Raw genomic sequence first — 19774 nt, 5'->3', positions numbered from 1 at the left:
TCTTCTTTCTAGTATTCAGTCTCAGTATATCCGTTTTCAATCAGAAACGCCAAACTTCTCTGGATTATTCATCATATAGTTTAACAATTTCCCAACTTCTTTACTTAAAGTTTTCAGCTTTTCTATTTCGGATTTTGTAACATAATCACAGGATAATGAAAAGTCTAACCAGACGTTAGTTTCTGAACTTTCAGCATCAGCATCTGTCAACTTACTTACGATATGCTTTTTATACCTCCGTTTTCTATAGGCTTCTGCGATAATTACAGTAACTGAACGGGATGAACGTCTTATCTGATCCGTTAGAGAATAAATTTCTTCTTTCGGAAACTGCTTATTGACTTCAAAAATTTGCATCGCTAAGTCATAAGACTTTTGGTATGCTAATAATTTTTAAAAATCCATATTTTATTTACTATATACTGAAACTGTTAACTGCGACTGATATAGTTTATCCGCCCATTCCTTTCATCATTTGCATTAGCTTTCTTCCGCCGCCGCCTTGCATCATCTTCATCATTTTGCTCATTTGGTCGAATTGCTTTAACAATTGATTCATTTCTTGTACAGAACGTCCAGCTCCTTTAGCTATACGCTTTTTACGACTTGCATTTATCATTGCTGGTTTTGAACGCTCGTCTGGTGTCATTGAGTGAATTAATGCTTCAATATGTTTGAAAGCATCATCTTCAATCTCCATACCTTTCATTGCTTTGGAAGCTCCTGGGATCATTCCGACTAAGTCTTTCATGTTACCCATTTTCTTCACTTGCTGTATTTGCTTTAAGAAATCATCAAAACCAAATTGATTTTTCGCAATTTTCTTTTGTAGTTTTCTAGCTTCTTCTTCATCAAATTGCTCTTGCGCTCTTTCTACTAACGAAACAACATCTCCCATTCCAAGAATACGATCTGCCATACGTGAAGGATAGAATACATCAATAGCTTCCATCTTCTCACCTGTACCAATAAATTTGATTGGTTTGTTTACTACTGATTTAATAGAGATTGCTGCTCCACCACGTGTATCACCATCTAACTTTGTTAAGATAACTCCGTCAAAGTTCAAAATATCATTGAAGGCTTTTGCTGTATTCACCGCATCTTGCCCAGTCATAGAATCCACTACAAATAGTGTTTCTTGTGGCTCAATAGCTTTGTGAATGTTTGCTATTTCGGTCATCATGGCTTCATCAACTGCCAAACGACCTGCGGTATCTATAATTACCACATTGTGTCCGTTTTCTTTTGCATGTGCAATACCTGCTTGTGCAATAGCAACCGGATCGTTGTTTCCTCTATCTGAAAATACATCCACTTTTATTTGATCACCAACTACATGTAACTGATCTATCGCCGCCGGACGATATACATCACAGGCAACTAATAAAGGTTTCTTTGTTTTTTTGCTTTTTAAGTAATTGGCAAGTTTACCAGAAAAGGTTGTTTTACCCGAACCTTGTAAACCAGACATTAAAATGATTGATGGTTTTCCTGACAAGTTGATTCCTGCTGCATCTCCTCCCATTAGTTCGGTAAGTTCGTCTTTAACGATCTTTACCATTAACTGTCCTGGTTGTAAGGTAGTAAGTACGTTTTGTCCTAAAGCTTTTTCTTTTACCCTTTTTGTAAAGTCTTTTGCAATTTTGAAGTTTACATCGGCATCAAGTAATGCTCTACGCACTTCTTTTAATGTTTCTGCAACATTTACTTCTGTTATACTTCCATGTCCTTTAAGAACATGCATCGCTTTATCTAGCTTTTCACTTAAATTATTAAACATACGTTTGTATTCTTTTTTTGAGAAGTTGCAAAGATAGGAGAAACTTATAAATTTTGAAAGTATAAAACCGCTCGTTTTCAACAAGATTATTAAGGTTTTTCTTCTGATTTCTCTAAGATAAGCGCCTTGTGTCAGTAGACTGGAGTTGATTTTTTATTATGAATAGTGTTTCCTTGCTCTGATTATAAATAGAATTTTCATCCTAATCAGTCTTATTTGAAGCATTTATTAGTTATGATTTTTTTAAGATTTTTCATGTAGCGCCTCCAGTTCATGAATCACAGGTTATGATTCTTGCAAACGATTTGTTACTGCTCTAATTTCACATCATTATTAATTTTTAAATCATTTATTATGAAAAAGAGAAATCTTAAAACATTGACGTTGAACAAAAAAGCAATTTCAAGTATGGCTAACTTAGTTGGAGGAAGACCTCCTAGATCTTTTTACTGTGATAGTTGGTCAGATATAAGTCGTACAGGAAATTGTCATCCAACGGCAAGTGAATATGCTTGTTAGTAAATTTTAGTTGAATACTTCTCAAGTTTATAAAGGTCGGAAACTATTCTGGCCTTTATTTTTTATAGTTTAAAAATAGATTTACCTCAATCTTCTCTTTGTAGAATTCATAATTATGACTTACTTTTAAAATCTTAAAACTGTATATACCATGATTATTTTCAATGCAGGTGCTATTATAGTGACCTTACTTGCTGCACTTTTATCACTTCCTTTTTATGGCATTTATTACTTTGGTGGCATGGGTGAAGAAATGCTTACCATTTGTGCCAGCTGGATGGTTATGGTAGCTTCTTTTATTGTTAAAGAAGGACGTTTATTTTTTATTCCAATGTGGTTGTTGAGCATCCCACTACCTTTTGTTGTCACCTATATGGCATATGAATGGACAGGTATTGGTGTAACGTTTGGACTTTTCATTGGTTTTATCCTTTTAATTATAGGTTTTGCGTACATGTCTGAAAAGAAACGTGTAAAGAACTTACGTTCTGAAAAAATAGAGTTTCCAGATCGTGAGGAAGATGCAGAAGCATATTGGCAAGGTGTAAAAGATAAATTCTTTATTCCGTCATATATAAAAATGACACCTGAAATTGCTCGATTTAATATTAGAGTTGCAGAAACCTTAGAAAAACAAGAAATAGATCTTGTAAATATTGAAGCTTTTAAAACCGAAATGAGCAAAGCAGGTTCAAAACGCAAAAAAATTGATCCGCAAGCTCAAAAAAATCTTATGGAAGAAATTGATCAAAAGATCATAGCATTACAAGAAGCAAAAGAGTTATTGGAAAAGGTTTCTGGGTAAGTTTGATTACTAGAATTTCATTTTTATTTTAATATTTTTTCATAAAAAATGTAACTAAGTATGTGTAGGTACAACCTATTACTAAACATTAAAATTTTATATTATGAAAAAAAAGAATCTTAAATCATTAAGACTCGCGAAAATGTCTATCTCTAATTTGAGTCATTCAGTTAAAGGAGGAACTGCAACCACAAATTGCTCTATACATGAATGTGGACCAAACGATAATACAAACAATATTGTTTGTCCAGTACCACCTTTTACTACAATTTGCACACTAAATATGTGCACTACAACTACTATTACTGTGATTGAGCCATTAACATTAAGAGAGAAAACTTGTCGTTTTTGTTAATCGTCATGGATTATGACTTATGTTCTTAAACATAAAATATAATCCACAAATAAACCTAGGTTTTATTAAGTTTTTATATAATATATATCATAAAAAAAGCTGCCCTAATTCAACAAAAAGCAGCTTTTAACTAAGTTACACTAAACTAACTTAAAATAAACACTTATTTTTATATTTTACAGACACGCATTGCAATCTGCATCTAATGTGTATAACGTAGAAACATCATTAGGCGTCAACGCAATGTTGTACATGCGGATATCATCTAAATGACCTTCAAAACCACTTCCTAGCATATAATTCATTAATGGTGTACTTCCTATATCTATTGTAGAATTTACATCTTCATTTCGTTGTTGTCCATCTCTGTATAATCGTACTGTATTGTTTCCATCAACCGTTAGTACTAAATGATGCCAATTGGTAGTATCTGATGGTAAATTGGCATCCATATTCCAAGGATCATCCCATAAACCATATCCTGAATCTGCATCACTAAAAACAGGTGTATTTAAGTCGAATACACTTATTTGGAAACCTTCACTGATGGCACTTCCTTTTTGAAGTAAAATTTCATAATTAGAGGCATTAGTGTTTTGCATTTTAAACCAAAGACTTACAGAAAATGCATCTCCTTGCACTATTTGATTTGTTGTTGTTATAGGAACTTCTAAAGTTTCACTTCCATTAAAACCTAAAGCACAGCTAGTATTTCCATCTCTATCTGAAACATATGTATAGTTTCCTGTTGTTTCCCAATTGCTTACCAAGTCTTTTACTTCGTTAGCAAATGGCATGTATAGTATTAAATTGTCTATTAATGGTGTTGTCATTGCACTTGTACAGCATTCTTCTACTGCAATTGTAATTGTATATACTTCATAAACTCCTGTATTATCTTGAATACGTAAGTATAAAGTTTCTACGGCACTTGTATTTGTGTATGAGTTTGGAGTTAGTGCATTTACACTAGCATCTGCATCCACTTGTGTTATATGGAATGAAAAATCATACGGTTGTGTACATGTGATGGTTTCAATAAACAATTCCTCTAAATTCATTTCTACAAATCCATCAAACGGATTATCTTCATCACAAATAGTCCTTTGAATGTTTTCAAAACATTCAAAAGGCGTATTGTTTTCACAGCTTTTTTGAAGCGTTAGTTGTTGGTTTCCGTTATGCAATTGCAATTCATCTGTAGTACATTCGTCAATAATCCATGAACCATTAACTGATGTTATATTTGAAGTAACATTGCTAATGTTTAAAACTAAACTTCCGTTTGAAGTTGTTACTTCCCAATTCCCTTCATATACCGTACTACTTGTCGGTTCTGTTGAAAAGGTGAACGAACCATCTTGATTGAAATAGAATTCGTAGATCAATTGTGTGTTTCCATCTAAATTGGTAATTCGCCAAAAACAATCGATTAAGTTCTCGGTTACGAATGCTTGTGTACAATTTGCGTCATTGTAATTGTTATCATCATCTTCATCACAGGTGTTTTCTGCGGCAGCTATAGCCGTTTCCAATTCTTGATTACTATTAACAGAAATTACTGTTCCTGCTGCATTTACTAAACTTATTGGATAATTAATACTTGCCACTATACCATTTGAAAGGCTTTCCAAGAAATAGAATAATGTTTCGTCATCTGTAATGCTTTGTGTTTCGATTACTTCAAAGTTTGTATCAAAAATGGCAATACTAAACGGATATTGAAAATCAATACATTCAATGTCAATATCTGGTTGGTTTGGTCCTGTACAGTTATTGATTTGAGTTTGTAACTGTTCTTGATTTTCAATCACAATTTCTGAATAGTCACTTAAAACTATAGTGATTGGATATGTAATTGTTACATCATTATTGTCTGATTGATTCAATGTGGCAATAATTTCACTGTAATCATTTACACTATTGACAACAATTGTTATTCCATTGATAGAAACCGTTACTGGTAAATCAACTAAGAAACAATTTGCACTGTCTATAAAGTTATCGGCAGATCCATCAAGTAATGAAATGCGTTCCATTAATTGTGGTAACATCGTATTTGCAACTAAGGTTTCTTCTGCATTGGGTGTTATGGTTTCTAGTCTTTCTTCTTGGCAAGAAGTTATACAGAGACATATCGCGAAAAGCGAAAACAACCATCGTAAATACGTTATTTTAGAGATTTTGCTCATATAGTTTTATGGTATTCGGGAAATATTGAACCTGACAATCTTCAAGTATATTACTTCTTTAACAACTGAAACGACAAAATTCCCACCTTACAAGTTAAAAAATTTATGTTTACTTTTAGCCTCAAATTATCTACTATTTATGCCAAAATCTATACACGAAAATATATGCAATGAAGGTTTGTTTTCTAAAATTTTTCAGAAACATTATCAAAGCTTGTACGCGTATTTGTATTATAAGTTTGGTGATTATTTGAATCCTGAAGATAAAACACAAGAAGCATTTACTAAGTTATGGCAAAATTGTGGAAAAGTGAAACCCGAAAAAGCGAAGAGTTATGTTTTTACCATTGGTAATAACTTAATGCTAAATGAGGTAAAACATCATAAAGTAGTATTGCAACACAGACAAGTAAAACCCAAAGCGCATACCAATGAAAGTCCTGAGTTTTTAATGCAGGAACAAGAGTATTTACAAAAGTTACAACGTGCTATTGGAAATTTGACAGAATCGGAACGTACTGCTTTTTTAATGAACAGAATTGAAGGGAAAAAGCATAAAGAAATTGCAGCTATTTTAGATATTTCGTCAAAAGCAGTAGAAAAACGTATTTATAGAGCATTGGCAAAATTACGGGAAGAAATTAAAGAGTTGTAAATATTTAGATGAAAATTAAAAAAACAAAAATGTCACTTCGTATGAAATTTTAGAGGAATTTAGTAGTAAGAAGTTCTCGAAATGACAATTTTATTGCTCGTAAAAAATAGAAGATAACGTAAAAAAGTGAAGAAAAGTATATTTCCATTATTAAAAGAGGGGAATTTTAAACAGTTGGTTGTTATATAGATAAGAAACGATTATGACACGAGAAGAATTAATAGAGAAATGGCTAGATCATTCGTTGACACCGGAAGAATTTGAAGCTTTTAAACAGCTTGAAGATTATGAGGAATTAACAAAAATGAACGCTGCCTTACAGTATTTTAAAGCGCCAACTGTAGATGTTGAAGCTGCGTATGATGCTGTACAAAAACCGATACAAAAAGACACATCAAAACCTACTTCATGGTTCAAACCATTGCTACGCATTGCTGCGATTTTAGTAATTGGGTTTGGCGCATACTTATATTCAACAATACCAAATGTAACGCTTGTAGAAACACAAGTTGCCGACAAAACAGCTATTGAATTACCCGATACTTCAGCTGTTACGCTAAATGCTGTATCAAGTTTATCATATGATGAAGATTCATGGAATGAAAACCGAAAAGTAAATTTAGAAGGTGAAGCATATTTTAAAGTAGCCAAAGGAGCTACATTTAGTGTAGTTACTAACGATGGAGTTGTAACCGTACTCGGAACACAATTCAATGTAAAACAACGTGATAATTTATTTGAAGTCTTTTGTTATGAAGGTTCTGTAAAAGTAAATTACAATGACAATCCTGTTGTTTTAAAACCAGGACAACGCTTTTTGATATTAAATGGGAAACAAATTCGCAATGAAAAAGAAATGCTAAAAGAACCTTCATGGATTCGCAATGAAAGTTCTTTTAAAAGTTTACCTTTACAGGAAGTTATTCAAGAATTTGAACGACAGTACAATGTAACTATTGATGCTAGTAATGTAGATACTTCAGAAGTGTTTACTTGTAGTTTTACACATACCGATATGGAGATGGCATTGCAATCAATTACGTTACCGTTACAGCTTAAATATCAAAAGAAACAAAATTCGATTATTCTAAAACGTGATTAAAAAACGCGTACAAACCTTATTCACTTTTCTTTTCTTCTTTCTTAGTTTTCAATGCATTATTGCACAAGAAAATCAAGAGAATAAAATATTACTGTCTAAATTATTACCTAGTATTGAAAAACAATACGACGTCGTTTTTTCATATGCTGATAAGTTTATTGAAAATGTATTTGTAACACCTCAACAGAAAACAATTGCTCTTGAAGATTTATTGAAAGGTTATGAGACAGAAACCAATTTACGATTTACATTAATTAACGGACGCTATATTGCAATTACTGTTTTTGTAGATCAGATTCAAGAGTTGGATGAAATTTACTTAACCGAATATATTGCTTCTGGAATTTCCACAAATAGAACTGGGCAAGTCACCGTAAAACCAAAAAACTTTGGTATTCTTCCCGGCGTTACCGAACCCGATGTTTTATTAACAATTCAAGCTTTACCTGGAATTTCTAGTATTAACGAAACCGTTTCCAATATTAATATTCGTGGCGGAACTAATGATCAGAATATTTTGTTGTGGGACGATATAAAAATGTATCAATCTGGACACTTTTTCGGATTGATTTCTGCGTTTAACCCTTACTTTTTAGATAAAGTTACTGTAACTAAAAACGGAACAAGTTCTAAATATGGTGATGGTGTTTCTGGTATGATTCAAATGCAATTAGATGAACATCCAAACGATTCTTTAAAAGCAGGCGCAGGATTAAATTTGATTCATGCAGATGGTTTTGCCAAAATTCAATTGAATAAAAAAATGGAAGTGCAAGTTTCAGCGCGTCGCTCTATTACAGATTTAATTGAAACACCAACATATACGGTGTATTTTGATCGTATTTTTCAAGATACAGATATCACTAATAACAATCAACAAACCAATAGTACAACAACAACAAATAGAGATTTTCATTTCTATGACATGAGTACAAAATTGATTTATGATATTTCTAAAAAAGACAATTTACAGTTTAGCTTTCTAAATATTTTCAATGATTTAAGTTATACCGAAGAAGGAACTTTCAATAATCGTTTACAAACCGTTAATAGTGGGATTACGCAACGAAACTTAGCCACTGGATTAACCTATAATCGTGAATGGTCTCCTTCGTTTTCTACGCAAGTACAACTCTACACTTCTAATTATAATTTAGAAGCTACTAATTTTGACATTACGAATAATCAACGTTTGTTTCAAGAAAATGATTTAGCTGATAGCGCTTTTAAATTTCACACAAAATATCGCATCAATGAAAACTTTACGATTCAAAATGGGTATCAATTTTCAGAAATTGGCATTACTAATATTCAAGATGTAAGCAATCCGCGATTTCGAAGTGATCGTAAAGATGTCATGCGAAATCATGCCATATATTCTGAGCTAAATTATGTTTCCGATAGTTATCGAACTATGATTAATGTTGGAATTCGTGGAAATCGTTACGGTAAAATTGATGAATTTCGTTTTGAACCACGTTTGAATTTTAGACAACAATTCTCCAATCACTTTAGTGTATTAGTATTAGGAGAATATAAAAGTCAGGCAATTTCACAAATAATTGATTTACAGAATGATTTCTTAGGGATTGAAAAACGTCGTTGGACCTTGGCAAATGGAACTTCTGTTCCACTTATTAAAAGTAAACAAGCTTCTGTTGGTGTACAATACAGCAAGAATAATTTATTGATAAGCGCAGAAGTGTATATTAAAGAAGTTGACGGAATTACAACGAGAAGTCAAGGTTTTCAAAACCAGTTTCAGTTTGTAAATGCGATTGGAAGTTATACAGCCAAAGGAGTTGATGTATTGTTTAATAAAAAATGGCATGATTTTAATGTATGGATGAGTTATTCGGTGAGTAAAAATGACTATGGATTTACATCGCTCAACAACGGTAATCCATTTCCAAATAATATTGATATTACGCATAATGTTACGCTTGGTGGAACGTATACATATAAAGACTTTGAATTTTCTTTAGGAAGTTATTACCGCACAGGAAGACCAACAACTTCAATTGGTGTGCCTGAAGTTATAAATGGTGATATTAATTATAATTCGCCAAATGCTTCAACTTTAGAAGATTATTTTAGAACCGACTTTTCTGCAACCTATCGTTTGACACTTTCTAAAAAGGACAAGATTAATTCTAAAATTGGATTATCTATTTGGAATGTATTCGATCAGCAAAACATCTTAAATGAGTATTATAATTTAGATAACCAAGTTGTTTCTCAAGTTCAAAATCAGGCATTGGGTATTACTCCTAATTTAAGTTTTCGAGTAGATTTTTAGTATTTGAATTCTTAACAATATAAATACATTTTTGATGCTGTCTCTTACTTTTTCAATTCTTTAAGTATTACTTCAATTGCTTTATCTAATTGCGGTGTTTCATTCTCCAAGCGCTGTTTAAAGTTTTTCCCAACATATATGTCTGGTGCAACTCCATGCGTTTCTAAATCTTTTCCGTCTAAGGTATAACATCCCCAAGTTGGCAATCGATATGAAGAACCATCTACTAACGATTTACTTGATGTAAAAATAATCCAACGATAGGTTTCTGTTCCTACAATTGTTCCCATTTTTAATTCTTTAAAACCCGCAGCAGTCATTTCTGCATCAGATAAAGATCGTTCATTTACCAGTAAAACAATAGGTTTATTACCATAACTAAAATTAGATTGACTTGTTAATTTCCCTTCTCTATATTTCCAATTTAGGTATTGTTTTTGGCGCAAGAAATTTAATACTGCATCATGTACATTTCCGCCAGTATTATAACGTAAATCTAAGATTAAACCGTCTTTATACGCTTCTTCACTTACCAAGTCATGATAAAATTTAGTCAACTCCGTACCAGTCATATTTTTCATGTGTACATACGCAACCTTGTTCTTCGTTTTTTCATCTACATATGCTTGATTTTGATCTTGCCATTCATCATAAAGTAAACTTTTTATATTCCAATATGATGTTGAGTGCACATTTACATCAAATTCTTTTCCGTTTCTATTAAATGTTAAGTTAATTTCAGAGTTAAATTTTGGATTGGTAAAATAGTGTTCTCTATTCGATTTTTCATCTACTCTTTTACCATTTACAGCAACCAATTTATCTCCTTTTTTAAGATTTTTACTTTTGATATCTGTTGGTCCTTCTGAAACAATTCTTTCTATTTCAAACGGGTTATTTGTATTAAAAATAATTCCTGTTGCCGACGTCCATGTTCCATAATAAGTATTCTCTTCTTTTCCAAATGATCTAAACCCAAAGTGAGACGTATTTAATTCACCAAGCATATCATTAAAGATTAATCTTAAATTTGCTCTACTTGAAACATATGGTAGATATGCAGCATATTCATCTCTTAACTTTTGCCAGTTTTCTCCATGAAAATTTTCATCATAAAAATTCTCTTCCATTCCTGCCCAAGCTTCATAATACATTTGATCAAATTCATTGAACAATGATTTATTGAAACGATGATTTATTGTAATTGCCTTTAATTTGTTAGCATCTAAATTTACCGTGTTTATATTTCCTCCATATAAAATATAGTGCTTTTTACCTACAGTAATGAACTCATAACCATTTATAGTTTCATCACTTAATTTTACTGTTTTGTTTTTCTCAAAAGGTTCCAAAGTAGTTTTCCATAACTTCCGTTTTCCTTCGTCATGATTTGATATGTATAAGACATGTGTTTTGCTTCCTTCGCTTATAACCGTAATATTACTTTGATTTCCAAATCTTGGACTTATCCTTGTAAGTCTGTCCATCAATCCTTTTTCATTAATGGACACCGTAACTTTTTCCTTTTTCTTTGCGTCTTTTGTATCTTTCTTATCATCTTCTTTAAAAAGCTCGTTTACTTTATCAATTTTAAACGGTTTTTCATATACATCTAAAGCCATTTGATATACTTTAGAACTTCCATTTCCGCCACTTGGAAAATTCGGAGCCGTTCTTTGCGAAGAAAAGTAAATATATTTCCCATCAGATGACCATGTTGGCTGACGTTCTGAAACTTTGGTTTTTGTAAGATTGATTGTCTTTTTAGAAGTTATATTATAGATAAAAATATCTCTTTCAAAATCTCTATACGCGTTGTATGCGACGTAATTTCCATCAGGAGAGAAACATGGATTTGAATTGTAAAAACCCCACAATTCATCTTTCACGATCAATTCACTTTTAAATGTTTTTAGATCCATTAGATAGATTTCATTTCTACCTCTTAAATATACACCTTTGGTTTTGTCTGCATTAAAAGTGATTTGCCTGTTATTATGAATACTTTTTGTGAGTTGCTTTGTTTTAATTTTATCATTTGCGCTTGTCACAAACCAATTATAATATCCTTTATCAGACCTTGAGAATAACAAAGAGTTGTTATCTTTTAACCATTTCACTTCCTTGACAGCTTCTAATGAATTGCTTTTTATTTCTTTTACAAATTTTCCTTTTATGTCAGAAACAAATAATTTTCCTCTAGAAACAAACGCCATCTTTTTTCCGTCTGGAGAAACATCAAAATATGTAATCGTTCCTTTTACATCATATGATTGATCTTTTTTTATGGTAGAATTGTTATTGATATCAACATTCAGCTTATTAGTAATTTTTTTAGCAACATCATATACAAACAATTGATAGTCTTTTCTAAACACTATTTTTTCACCATTTGCACTTACTTTAGGCCACATAATAGACGTAGAAAAGTCTGTTAGTCGTCTTGGAGTTCCATTTTCTAATGTATATAAATTGTATTCACCATTATACCTATCCGATTGAAAATATAGGCTTCCAGTTTTATCAATGGTAGTACCAAAATCTTTTCCTCGATATGTTGTATGTTGTGTATATTTTTTAGTTTTTTTATTATATGATTTTATATCAGGATTGTAATCTCCTTTGTATCTTTTTCTGTGCGCAAAGTATTCTCCTTCATCTGATTCATTAAAATAAATATCTTTTGTTTTTGGATGTTCCATTACACTGTGAACAGTATTAAAGTAATGTTCAAAAGTTCTCTTTGGAGTTCCTCCATCAATAGATATCGTGTAATTAGTTATTGAGTTAGATCTGCTTGAAGTAAAATTGATTGTTTTGCTATCCCAATTCCAAGAAGATACTTTATCACTACTTTGATGAAAAGTTAACTGTGTAATTTTCCCACCTTTTAATGGCATAATATATACATCATTATTTCCGTATTGATTGCTTGTAAATGCCAACCATTTTCCATCTGGAGAAACACTAGGATTCGTTTCTACTCCTTCCATTGCAGTTAGTCGGTTAGCTTCTCCTCCATCAGAAGAAACTTTCCATAAATCGCCTTCATAACTAAATATTACATGCTTTGCATTTGGAGTTAATGTAGGTTTTAGCGTAAAGTAAGCTGTATTGTTCTTTTTTTGTTGTCCATAAGCAATAGACACAATTACAAAGAGGAAAAGGAAAAATATTTTTTTATACATGTTCAAATAGTATATTTTTTTTTCAAAATTGAGTGTTCATAGTAAAACTACAAATCAATCACGAAAATATAAACTTAAATACTATTTTTAACTTCGAACGCCTTCGGCTTTGACAGCTTATGGCAGTTTTTTAATAAAAAATCGTTTAAACAGACATTTAAACTCTGCTCAATGCGTTTTGAGATTACGAACATTGAGCGGAATCGAAATGTGAACTTAAACGAATTTAGTAGTATTCTCTAGGTGAGACCCTAAAACAAGTTCAGAATAATTTTCTGCAAAAACTACATTCTATCAGGAACTTGAATTCCTAATAATGCAAATGCATGCTTTATTGTATCTCCTACTTTTTTAGACAATTGTACTCTGAATATTTTTTTAGCTTCGTCTTCTTCTCCTAAAATATAGATGTTTTGGAAGAATGAATTGTACAATTTCACCAAATCATAAGTATAGTTTGCTATAACTGCCGGACTTTGATTGTTTGCCGCTAATTGAACAGCCGCAGGATATCCTTGTAATTGTTTTACAATTTCTTTTTCACGAATATCAATCTCAATAGCTGTTATTTCTGCTGAATAATCAAACGTTGCTTTACGTAAAATTGATTGAATACGCGCGTATGTATATTGAATAAAAGGTCCTGTATTTCCTGCAAAGTCAATAGATTCTTTCGGATCAAATAAGATTCGTTTTTTAGGATCTACTTTTAAGATAAAATACTTCAATGCACCCATTCCGATGATTTTGTATAGTTCTTCTTTTTCTTCGTCTGTATAGCCTTCTAACTTTCCTAATTCTTGTGAAATTTCTTTGGCGGTTGTTGCCATTTCTACCATTAAATCATCTGCATCAACTACTGTTCCTTCACGGCTTTTCATTTTCCCGCTAGGCAAATCTACCATTCCGTACGATAAGTGATGTAAGTTTTTAGACCAATCAAAACCGAGCTTTTTCAAGATTAAGAATAATACTTTAAAGTGATAATCTTGTTCGTTTCCAACTGTATAAATCATTCCACCAATATCTGGATAGTCTTTTACACGTTGAATAGCTGTTCCGATATCTTGCGTCATGTATACAGCAGTTCCGTCTGCACGTAATACAATTTTTTCATCCAAGCCTTCATCTGTTAAATCGCACCAAACAGAACCATCTCCTTTTTTGTAAAATACACCGCTTTCCAATCCTTCTTTTACAAAGTCTTTTCCTAAAAGGTAGGTATCACTTTCATAATATAAGGCGTCAAAATCAACTCCTAAGTTTGTGTATGTAGTTGCAAAACCGTCATACACCCACTGATTCATCTGTTTCCAAAGGGCAACAACTTTTTCATCACCAGCTTCCCATTGACGTAACATTTCCTGTGCTTCCAATAAAATTGGTGCTTGTTTTTTTGCTTCTTCTTCTGATGCTCCGTTTGCAACTAATGTTGCTATTTCTGTTTTATAGGCTTTATCAAAGGCAACATAATAGTTCCCTACTAATTTATCTCCTTTCAATCCTGTTGAAGCTGGCGTTTCTCCGTTTCCGAAACGTTGCCAAGCCAACATTGATTTACAGATATGTATTCCACGATCGTTGATAATCTGTGTTTTGTATACCTTTTTTCCAGATGCTTTTATAATTTCTGCAACACTATATCCTAATAAGTTGTTACGGATATGTCCTAAATGCAAGGGCTTATTTGTGTTTGGTGAAGAATATTCAACCATTACAGCACTATCACCTTTTGTTGGTGCTTCGTGTCCGAATGTTTCATTTTTTGTAATGTTCGCGAAGAAGTTTAGATAAAAAGCATCATCAATCACAAGATTTAAAAACCCTTTTACCACATTGAAACGGCTTACTTCAGCTACATGCTCTTGTAAATACTGCCCCAATTCTTCTCCAAGTTGTGCAGGATTCATCTTTTTAACGCGTAGCATTGGAAAAGTCACAATTGTGATATCTCCTTCAAAATCTTTCCTTGTTGCTTGAAACTCTACATTTTCTAATGTAGCTTCATATAAGGTTTGAAATGCTTCTTTGACTTTTACCGCTATTACTTCTTGAATATTCATTACTCCTAAAAATTAAGGTGCAAAGATATTAATTATTGATTAGGTATAACGAAAGTTAAAAAGATAATTAAGATTTACGAACTGGTAAGATTTTCTAGGGTTTTGTTTTCTAAAACGGCTAGCATGTTATCACGAACTTCTAGCATGAGAAGATGCAATCCACATTTGGTTTCATCAATACAATCATCACACTTTTCATAAAAGTTTAGACTTACACACGGTAACATGGCAATAGGACCTTCTAAGATTCGAATGAGTGATGCGACTTTGATGTCGCTTGGTGACTTTATTAAGTAGTAACCTCCGCCTTTTCCTTTTTTAGAACCTAGAAAACCATTATTCTTTAATTGCAACAGAATTGCTTCCAAGAATTTTTTAGAGATATTTTCCTCTGTAGCGATTTCTGATATTAACACAGGTGCTTCGTCTCCTTTTCGAGCTATGTACGTTAATGCTTTTAATCCGTATTTTGTTTTTTTAGAAAGCATGTTTATAAATTTCAGATAATGGTAACGTTTCGAGGCATTCCAATCTAGCGCATAAAAATAAATGGTTGTTTGTTAAAAACAAAAGTATTCTTTAATTATCTACAATAATGATGGTTTTATTACATAAATGACAAGGTTTCACCATTTTTTTAACGATTTTTCATTGTTTTCTGCAAAATTATGATTTTAAGTTGGTCAAACTATATGTTTCGTACGTAACATTCTCATACTGTGTAGTTTTATTTTAGTATTTTAGCCGCCGATTATAGTTATAAACCAATTATTACATTACATGAAAAAATCACTTTTTATTTTACTACTGTTACCAATTTTGGCTTTTGGTCAAAAGATTAAAATCAAAAAAAATAAAATCCTTTTTGATAAAAAAGAAGTTGCCATTTTTGAAGATGGAGATTCAAGGAATAAATACACGTTTAAGTATTTATCTGGTGAAAAAGCATTTGATGCACATTACAAAGCCATTTCAGTTTCTTCTATTCAAGATCATCAATATGTAGAAATGACTTCTGCTGATGGAAAGAAAACAGAGATTCCTTATGAAATTTTAAAAGCTTCTTTTAGTTCTAAGAAAATCATCATTCGTTTGTTGAGTGAAAAATATAACTTGATTGATGCCAACGGAATTAACAAAGAAAATGTTGCTGCCTTTTTTGCAGAAGATCGCGAGATAATCAGTGAAAAATTTGCGAAAGCTGCTGCCTCCGCAAAACTTGAAGAAGATAAACGTCAACAAACCGTTGGTCGTTATAAACCTTATGTAAAGCCTAATGGAACTATTACGTTTGGAGGATCGAACGGAACTAAGATTGTTGGAAAAGTGTTTTATTCTGCTTCTGACAAGTCTTATGGAATTACAGATTTAGATGGGATTAGAGTTGCTACCGCAAAAGAATCTCGTAAAACAGGTTCTACAGCAGCAGTTGTAACAACGTATACCGACGAAACTTTTGAGTATGACAAAGGTTCACGTACCATGTTTACAAATCGTTTTTCAAGAACTTTTGGACAGTTATTTGTAGAAGAAATGGTTGGTAGAGGGTATGTATTTGGTCGTCAAGCGAAAAGGTATCAAAGTGAATTACGCAAAGAAAAAGTGAAAATTGCCAAAGAAAACAGCGTTAATTTATATGGAGTTCCGGGAAGTGTTACAGACAAAAAAGGAAAAAAGTATACAGGAACCGTATATGTTATTTTTGAGAAATTAGAAATTGAACCTGGACAACAAGTTGCTGGTTTGCATGATATGAACTCTATTGATAATTATGGAAAATCTATCAGTATTAAATATAAGAACGATAAAGGAAGAACACGTATTAAGAAGTTTTCTGCAAAAGATGGAATTTCATTTACAGCTACTGATGAAGGTGTTGAGAAGTCTTTTTATGGTATGAAAACCAAAGGAAATGCCATGAAAAAATTATCTAATGCGGCAAGTTTTGGATTCAACAATTCATACTTTTATGAGAAAATTTATGAAGAAAATGGAAATATGGTTTTAGTAAAACCAGGTGAAGAAGGAACATATGTCATCAAAGTAAAAGATCAAAAAGGAGGTTTTATGATTGATGATCGTAAGAGTGAAAAAGTTGCTAATGCATTGGCAAAATATTTAAAGAAGTGCAAACAAGTTGCTAATGATTTAAAAGAAGGAGAATTTGATGTTAAGAATGAAGAAAACTTAAAGCAAATTGTTCAAGAATATAATGATTGCGGAAAGTGATATTTCAATTGAAAAGTTAAAGAATTGAAAGCTTCAAAATTATAATTTACAAAGCCTGAGAAAATAATTTCTTAGGCTTTTTTTATGCTGTATTTTTATAATACAAAATAATATCTTGATGATTCCTATATTTTACCTTGATAAAATATTTTTTTGTCTTGATAAAATGCTCAACTTATCAAGATAAAATTATTTTTTATCTTGACATTTTTCAAACACTGTCTTTACTGGGCTTAACAACTACTTTTAAAGATGCTTTTTAATAGGAAGTAATTTTTTATACGTTAAGCAACGCCAAACCCATTCTAGTGGACCAAATTGATAATGTGTCAACCAAACTTTACTCAAAAATACTTGCGCTATGAAAACGAGGATTGCTGTAAATAATGTTTCGGAAGGACTTAATGTTTCATACAATCTAAACCCTATAGAAGAAAATAAAATTAAGCCAACTACACTTTGTAATATATAGTTTGTCAACGCCATTCTTCCTGCGTATTGTAAAGGTTTTAAAATTGCTTTCCATTTCGTATTGTACCACAACCAACCAATAAGCCAAAGATAGAATAAACCCATTGCGGTATCTGAAAGCACCATAAGTTTTATAAGTACTTCTCTGTATTCGGCAATTCTGAATATTTCCAATTTCACCAATACAAATAAGAATACAACTCTATAGATATTTGTAGTGATTGCAACAACTAACATTGGCTTTTTGATTCGATCAATGAACGTATCTAACGATGTGTAAATTTTATTTTTCCCTAAGTACAATCCTATTAAAAACATAGCAATGGCAACTGGTGCTAAAAAGTCTAATAACATAGGAATGTTCGTCATGTATTCTAATATTCGTAATTGCACGCCTTCTAAATAGCTTCCGTTTTTAATGATCTGATTCACCGTTTCTCCTGTGTGTTCACTTAGATATGTTTCAGGCTGAAAATGAATTAGTTCAAATATGTATCCGAATACTTGATTGTAAAATGGAAAAAGGAGAAAAATGATTGCAAGTACTAGAATGAGCTTGTTTGATCGTTTTATCATCAATGTCGTAAATAATCCGAGTATTGCATAGATATTTAATACATCTCCAGACCATATAAATAGGATGTGACAAACACCGATAAAGAATAGGATGAGCATTCTTCGAGCAAAAAACGAAAATGATAGTTTTCCTTTTTCAAATAGTTTTAAGGCTTGCATTGAGATTCCTAAACCAAAGAGTAATGAGAAAATTGGAAAGAACTTTGTGTAAAAGAATAATTGTAATATTTTCTCTGCGGTTTTGTCAATAGCAGAAGTCCATTGCAATGCGAATTCATCTTGATTTAAAAAGGTTGAATTCATAATTACAATATTGACTACAAAGATCCCTAGAATGGCAAATCCTCGGAAAACATCTAATAGTTCAATTCGCTTTTTCAAGTTTGTTGGATCATTATTCACAAGTAAAATGTTTTAATCTGAGAAATGAAATCATTTTATACAAAAAAAGTACATTTCGCGCTGCTCCATGTACTTTTCTTTATGTATGTGTTTTAGTAGATTTTAATTTTTAGGTAAGAAAACCTCAGCCATCATACAACGAGCACTTCCGCCTCCGCAAGCTTCGATAGTATCTAACGAACTTGATACTATTTTGCAATACTTTTCAATTGCTTTTATCTGACTTTCCGTTAATGATTTGTGCGCAGCGTTACTCATAATTAAGAATCGCTCATCATTTGCACCTTTTACTTGCAACATGTTTCCTGCAAAGTTATTTACTTGTGCTTCCGTAATAGCAACGATTTCTTTTCCATCTTGTTTTAGATGTTTTTTTACATTTTCACGTTCTTTTTTATCATCTATACATTCCAAGCATATTACTGCAAAGTTTTCTGCTAAGCACATCATTACATTTGTATGATAGATAGCTTCACGTTTCCCGTTTACTGTTTGATTTGCTGTAAAAATGACTGGCGAGTATTCAAAATCTTCACAGAATTCTATAAATAATTCTTCATCCGCTCTTGGTGATAAAGCACAGTATGCTTTTCTGTTAACTCTGTCTAACAACAAACTTCCTGTTCCTTCTAAGAAAATTTCTTCTTCTTCCGCAGAAGTGTAATCAACTACATTTTCTATACGATAGCCCGCTTTTTCAAGTTCTATCAATACATCTTCTCTACGTTCGTGACGGCGATTTTCCGCATACATTGGATATAAACCTACGTTTCCATTTTCATGAAAAGAAATCCAGTTGTTTGGAAAGATTGAATCTGGTGTATCTGGTTCTTTAGTATCTTGAATCACTACGACATTGACACCAATAGCTCTTAGCTTTTCAACATACGCATCAAACTCTTGTTGCGCTTTCGCTTGTACTGTTTCTGGCAATAAGCCATCTAATACTTTTTGATAGTAATTGTTTACTGCGGTTTGTTCGTTCATACGAAACGCAACCGGACGTACCATAAGGATTGTGTTGGTAATTTGTTGCATAGTTACCTTACTTTTTATTATTGCTTTTTTGAGGCTCTAAAATTACATAAAAACTAAGATAGTTTCTTCTAATTTTAGCAAAGGATTTTTGTTTTTT

The 19774-nt window shown here is 32.0% G+C and carries 14 protein-coding genes and 1 pseudogene; 7 read left to right on the top strand and 8 right to left on the bottom strand.

The window, feature by feature from the left end:
* Positions 1-36: 36 nt before the first annotated feature.
* Positions 37-381, bottom strand: a pseudogene (locus Q0828_RS14770) (four helix bundle protein); the annotation flags it as partial.
* Positions 382-451: 70 nt separating this feature from the next.
* On the bottom strand, positions 452-1783 hold the full coding sequence (gene ffh, locus Q0828_RS14765; protein WP_298422553.1) for a signal recognition particle protein: 1332 nt from the start codon (positions 1781-1783) through the stop codon (positions 452-454).
* A 354-nt stretch (positions 1784-2137) separates the two neighbouring features.
* On the opposite strand from ffh, the gene Q0828_RS14760 reads away from it, so the two are divergent.
* From Q0828_RS14760 to Q0828_RS14750, 3 genes are all read left to right on the top strand, one after another.
* Entirely contained in the window at positions 2138-2302 is a 165-nt protein-coding gene (locus tag Q0828_RS14760) for a hypothetical protein (RefSeq protein WP_298422550.1), read from the top strand.
* A 151-nt stretch (positions 2303-2453) separates the two neighbouring features.
* Positions 2454-3107: a hypothetical protein gene (locus Q0828_RS14755; protein ID WP_298422547.1), complete on the top strand. Its 654-nt coding sequence runs from the start codon at positions 2454-2456 to the stop codon at positions 3105-3107.
* A 103-nt stretch (positions 3108-3210) separates the two neighbouring features.
* Complete coding sequence (locus tag Q0828_RS14750) at positions 3211-3462, top strand: hypothetical protein (protein WP_298422544.1); 252 nt, start codon at positions 3211-3213, stop codon at positions 3460-3462.
* Positions 3463-3638: 176 nt separating this feature from the next.
* Here the strand turns inward: Q0828_RS14750 and Q0828_RS14745 are convergent, their stop codons facing one another.
* Complete coding sequence (locus Q0828_RS14745) at positions 3639-5654, bottom strand: LamG domain-containing protein (protein WP_298422541.1); 2016 nt, start codon at positions 5652-5654, stop codon at positions 3639-3641.
* A 139-nt stretch (positions 5655-5793) separates the two neighbouring features.
* Here Q0828_RS14745 and Q0828_RS14740 point away from each other — a divergent pair, with 139 nt between their 5' ends.
* From Q0828_RS14740 to Q0828_RS14730, 3 genes are all read left to right on the top strand, one after another.
* Positions 5794-6309 (top strand): RNA polymerase sigma factor, encoded by a 516-nt coding sequence (locus Q0828_RS14740; protein ID WP_298422538.1) that lies wholly within the window; start codon positions 5794-5796, stop codon positions 6307-6309.
* A gap of 202 nt (positions 6310-6511) precedes the next feature.
* Positions 6512-7411 carry a FecR domain-containing protein gene (locus Q0828_RS14735; RefSeq protein ID WP_298422536.1) on the top strand — a complete coding sequence of 300 codons (900 nt, stop codon included), beginning with the start codon at positions 6512-6514 and terminating at the stop codon, positions 7409-7411.
* Positions 7404-9710, top strand: coding sequence for a TonB-dependent receptor (locus Q0828_RS14730; RefSeq protein WP_298422532.1), 2307 nt, complete (start codon positions 7404-7406; stop codon positions 9708-9710). The genes Q0828_RS14735 and Q0828_RS14730 overlap by 8 nt, the downstream gene beginning before the upstream one ends.
* A gap of 44 nt (positions 9711-9754) precedes the next feature.
* Here the strand turns inward: Q0828_RS14730 and Q0828_RS14725 are convergent, their stop codons facing one another.
* The 3 genes from Q0828_RS14725 to Q0828_RS14715 form a co-directional block, all read right to left on the bottom strand.
* Positions 9755-12898 carry a S41 family peptidase gene (locus Q0828_RS14725; RefSeq protein WP_298422529.1) on the bottom strand — a complete coding sequence of 1048 codons (3144 nt, stop codon included), beginning with the start codon at positions 12896-12898 and terminating at the stop codon, positions 9755-9757.
* A 284-nt stretch (positions 12899-13182) separates the two neighbouring features.
* Positions 13183-14961 carry an arginine--tRNA ligase gene (gene argS / locus Q0828_RS14720; protein WP_298422526.1) on the bottom strand — a complete coding sequence of 593 codons (1779 nt, stop codon included), beginning with the start codon at positions 14959-14961 and terminating at the stop codon, positions 13183-13185.
* Between the two features lie 74 nt (positions 14962-15035).
* The gene (locus Q0828_RS14715) at positions 15036-15449 is read right to left on the bottom strand and encodes an Rrf2 family transcriptional regulator (protein WP_298422523.1); all 414 of its coding nucleotides are present in this window, start codon (positions 15447-15449) and stop codon (positions 15036-15038) included.
* 292 nt (positions 15450-15741) lie between these two features.
* Here Q0828_RS14715 and Q0828_RS14710 point away from each other — a divergent pair, with 292 nt between their 5' ends.
* Positions 15742-17190, top strand: a complete 1449-nt coding sequence (locus Q0828_RS14710) for a hypothetical protein (RefSeq protein WP_298422520.1) — start codon at positions 15742-15744, stop codon at positions 17188-17190.
* 246 nt (positions 17191-17436) lie between these two features.
* Here the strand turns inward: Q0828_RS14710 and Q0828_RS14705 are convergent, their stop codons facing one another.
* Positions 17437-18639, bottom strand: a complete 1203-nt coding sequence (locus Q0828_RS14705; protein ID WP_298422518.1) for a DUF418 domain-containing protein — start codon at positions 18637-18639, stop codon at positions 17437-17439.
* 102 nt (positions 18640-18741) lie between these two features.
* Complete coding sequence (ctlX, locus tag Q0828_RS14700) at positions 18742-19677, bottom strand: citrulline utilization hydrolase CtlX (protein ID WP_298422516.1); 936 nt, start codon at positions 19675-19677, stop codon at positions 18742-18744.
* Between the last annotated feature and the right edge of the window lie 97 nt (positions 19678-19774).

It is taken from the genome of uncultured Kordia sp., assembly GCF_947496985.1.
Lineage (GTDB): Bacteria > Bacteroidota > Bacteroidia > Flavobacteriales > Flavobacteriaceae > Kordia.
Note: the sequence above shows the minus strand (reverse complement) of the source record. Positions and strands in the feature narration are given on the sequence as shown.